This is a genomic window from Arsukibacterium sp. (genome assembly GCF_033722355.1).
In the GTDB taxonomy this organism is placed as follows: domain Bacteria; phylum Pseudomonadota; class Gammaproteobacteria; order Enterobacterales; family Alteromonadaceae; genus Alishewanella.
The window spans coordinates 1-3803 of record NZ_JAWVZF010000213.1 but is presented as its reverse complement, the minus strand read 5'-3'; the positions used below and the strand labels follow the sequence as shown (position 1 = coordinate 3803).

At 50.4% G+C, this 3803-nt stretch carries 4 protein-coding genes and 1 pseudogene; all 5 read left to right on the top strand.

Translation table 11 applies throughout. From position 1 onward, the window contains the following. On the top strand, positions 1 to 527 hold a 527-nt coding region (locus R3177_RS13775; protein WP_318971596.1), incomplete at its 5' end, for a chemotaxis protein CheW. Positions 528 to 540: 13 nt separating this feature from the next. After that, entirely contained in the window at positions 541 to 2172 is a 1632-nt protein-coding gene (locus R3177_RS13770) for a methyl-accepting chemotaxis protein (protein WP_318971595.1), read from the top strand. 12 nt (positions 2173 to 2184) lie between these two features. Beyond that, the gene (locus R3177_RS13765; RefSeq protein WP_318971594.1) at positions 2185 to 2694 is read left to right on the top strand and encodes a chemotaxis protein CheW; all 510 of its coding nucleotides are present in this window, start codon (positions 2185 to 2187) and stop codon (positions 2692 to 2694) included. Positions 2695 to 2759: 65 nt separating this feature from the next. Further along, the gene (locus R3177_RS13760) at positions 2760 to 3563 is read left to right on the top strand and encodes a protein-glutamate O-methyltransferase (protein ID WP_318971593.1); all 804 of its coding nucleotides are present in this window, start codon (positions 2760 to 2762) and stop codon (positions 3561 to 3563) included. A gap of 1 nt (position 3564) precedes the next feature. Beyond that, positions 3565 to 3803 (top strand): annotated as a pseudogene (locus R3177_RS13755) (chemotaxis protein CheD); the annotation flags it as partial.

The window sequence follows — 3803 nt, the reverse complement described above, 5'->3', positions numbered from 1 at the left end:
GTAAAGGCACTACGGTCCGCATCCGGTTGCCGCTGACCCTGGCCATTATTGATGGCTTTCTGGTGGGGGTCGGTGAGGCAAGCTATGTGGTGCCCCTGGATATGGTGCAGGAATGTATTGAACTGTCTGAGTCAGTACAGCAGCGCAGCAGTGAAATGAGTCACTACATTAATTTACGGGGCGAAGTATTACCGCTGGTGTTTTTACGGGAGTATTTTGCAGCCAGTGGCAGCCCCGGTCGTCGTCAAAATGTAGTAGTGGTAAAAACCGCAGGCCAGAAAGCCGGTTTAGTGGTCGATGAGCTGCAGGGCGAGCTGCAAACAGTTATTAAACCGCTTGGCAAATTATTCAGCACGTTAAACAGTATCAGTGGTTCCACCATCTTAGGTAGCGGTGAGGTGGCACTGATTCTGGATATCCCGTCGTTAATTCAGCAACTGACTGACTCGCGGGATCAGCAGCCTGAATTGTTAACTCAACCATCAACGCAGCCGCTGGCGAGCTCTTCGCCAACGCTTCGCCATTAAGAAGGGAATTAACATGAAATGGTTTTATGATCTGAAAATAGCGACTAAATTAATCAGCTCTTTTCTGGTGGTGCTGGCACTTACTGCCTTTATAGGCCTGTTTTCTATTAACCAGCTGGCGCTGGTTAATAGCACGTCAACAGAGATGGCCGAAAACTGGATGCCGGCCATGCGGGCGGCCCAGGGCATACGCTACTATGCGTCCCAATACCGGTTACGGGAGATGGATCAACTGCTTGCTGAAACCGCTGCAGAGCGCACGGCTGCTGAACAGGAAGCAGAAGAAATGGCCGGGGAATTAGATAAACGTAGTCAGATTTATGAAGATTTAATTACCAATCAGGATGAGCGCCGCCTGTATGAGGTTTTTGTGGCCAGCTGGAATAAATATCTGGCGCTGAGTGAAAACCGCGAACAGCTGGCGCAGCAAGGCAGAGCTGAAGAGGCAAAAGCGCTGATGCTTGGCGAGCAAAAACAGCAGTTTAACAAGACGGCTACTGATATCAATCAGATGGTTCAGTTTAACTCAGACGGTGGCAATGCGGCTAGTGCCCGTGGTGATGAGCTGTACAGCAGTGCCCGGATGGCGATTATTGTGGCGCTGATAACGGCCCTGATTATTGGTCTGGCATTGGCGCTGTTTATTGCCAGAATTATCTCTAAACCGCTAATTAATGCCTCGGAGGTTGCTGGTAAGCTGGCTGACGGTGATTTAACGGCCAGAATTGAGGTTAACTCTAAAGATGAAACCGGCATGCTGATGAGTGCTATGCAGAATATGGTGGCGAAATTAAGCCATATTATTGCTGAAGTGCGAAATTCAGCAGATAACCTGGCCAGTGCCTCTGAGGAAGTCAGCGCCACGGCCCAATCAATGAGTCAGGCCACCAGCGAACAAGCCGCCAGTGTCGAACAAACCAGTGCCTCTATTGAGCAAATGAGCGCCAGTATTAATCAGAACACCGAAAATGCCAAAGTCACTGATGGCATGGCCAGCAAAGCCGCCAATGAAGCGACAGAGGGGGGGGAATCGGTGCAGCAGACCGTGGCCGCCATGAAGCAGATAGCGCAGCGGATCGGCATTATTGATGATATTGCCTATCAGACTAACCTGCTGGCGCTGAATGCGGCAATCGAAGCGGCGCGGGCCGGTGAGCACGGTAAAGGTTTTGCCGTGGTGGCAGCTGAAGTGCGCAAGCTGGCGGAGCGCAGCCAGGTGGCAGCCCAGGAAATTGGCGAGTTGTCATCAAGCAGTGTTGGCTTAGCTGAAAAAGCCGGCCGGTTGCTCGACGCCATGGTGCCGTCAATCAATAAAACCTCTGATCTGGTACAGGAAATCAGTGCTGCATCAGAAGAGCAGGCATCCGGTGTTGGCCAGATTAATTCGGCAATGAACCAGCTTAATCAGATTACCCAGCAAAATGCCTCCAGCAGTGAGGAGCTGGCAGCAACGTCAGAAGAGCTGAGCAGTCAGGCGGAACAACTGCAACAGACGATGAGCTTCTTCCGGATAGAGGGGGGGGCTGCAGCCACTGACAGATTACCTGCGGTAAAACCAGCGAAAACCAAACCACCGGTTAAGCCAAACCGCGCTAAGCCTACAACCACAATGAAAACTGATGAGACTGAATTCACCCGTTTTTAACCGGAGGCTGCAATGGGCACCACGATAACCGTTGATCAGCGTCACACAGAGCAAGACGAAGACGCACAGTATCTGACATTTCAGCTGGCGGGCGAAATGTTCGCGATTGGCATTCTGCATATCAAAGAAATACTGGAGTATAGCAATCTGACCACAGTACCGATGATGCCGGCGTTTATCCGGGGGGTTATAAATCTGCGTGGCGCGGTAGTGCCGGTCGTGGATTTATCCGCCCGGTTTGGCCGCAACGCGTCAGAAGTCACCCGGCGCAGTTGTATCGTTATTATCGAAGTTGAAGTGGATGGCGGCGTGCAGGATATTGGCCTGATGGTAGATGCCGTCTCAGCGGTGCTGGAAATTCCGGGCAGCGAAATTGAGCCGGCGCCAAGCTTTGGTGCCCGGATCCGGGCCGACTTTATCAGTGGCATGGCAAAGGTGGACGGCAAATTTGTTATTCTGCTGAATGTCAGCAAAGTATTGTCAGTGGATGAAATGTCGATGCTGGCTGATGTTGCCACCTAGTAACTAGTGGCGATATCGCGCCGGGGCTTGAGTTTAAACGCCGCAGTGGCTAACAGGAGTGCCAGATGGATATCGTGCTGAAAGATAAAGAATTTGATAATTTTCAGCGCTGGCTGTACCAGACAGCAGGTATCAAACTCAGTCCTGTTAAAAAAGCCCTGGTGGCCGGGCGGCTGTTTAAACGGTTAAAGCATTTTCAGCTGACCAGTTATGGCGAATATTTTTCACTGATTATAGGTGGTGAGCATCCTGCAGAATTGCAGTTAGCACTGGATTTACTGACCACCAATGAAACTTATTTTTTTCGAGAGCCCAAGCATTTTGAGTTTCTAAGTCAGCAGATCCTGCCGCACGCCAGTGCTGGCAGACCGTTCCGGATCTGGAGTGCTGCCAGTTCCAGTGGCGAAGAACCCTATAGCCTGGCAATGGTGCTGGCAGAGCATCTGCCGGTTAATGCCTGGCAACTGCTGGGTTCAGATATCAGTAATCAGGTGCTGGAACAGGCCAGAAGTGGCCATTACCCGTTAAGCCGCGCTACCAATATCCCTAAACCGTTGCTGCAGAAATATTGTTTAAAAGGTATTGGTAACCAGGAGGGGACTTTTATCATTAATAAACAGCTGCGGGAGAAAATTCAGTTCAGACAAATTAATTTAATCTCGCCCTTTCCCGATCTGGGGCTGTTCGATGTGATTTTTCTGCGCAATGTGATGATCTATTTTGATCAGGAAACCAAACAAAAAGTGGTGGCTAACATGCTGCCGTTATTAAGAAGCGGAGGTTACTTTATCGTCAGTTTATCAGAGAGCCTGAACGGGGTTACTGAAGCACTGAAACTTATTACGCCATCAATTTATCAAAAGCCGTAATATGAAAGATTTACGTGACAGTGCCATCGATATCTTTTTACAGCCGGGTGAGTTTTATTTTGCCGATGAGCCCTGTTGTATCCGGACGATTCTGGGCTCCTGCGTCGCGATAACCATGTGGCATCCCCGGCTGAAAATCGGCGGGATGGGGCATTGCATGCTGCCTAGCCGGAAAGGAAACAGCGATACGCTGAGCGCTAAATATGAAGATGAGGCCATGCAGATGTTCGAACAACAGGC

Bases quoted from the DNA above. Each gene is read 5' to 3' on its own strand.
- R3177_RS13770 (WP_318971595.1), top strand. From the start codon at position 541: ATGAAATGGTTTTATGATCTGAAAATAGCGACTAAATTAATCAGCTCT.
- R3177_RS13765 (WP_318971594.1), top strand. From the start codon at position 2,185: ATGGGCACCACGATAACCGTTGATCAGCGTCACACAGAGCAAGACGAA.
- R3177_RS13760 (WP_318971593.1), top strand. From the start codon at position 2,760: ATGGATATCGTGCTGAAAGATAAAGAATTTGATAATTTTCAGCGCTGG.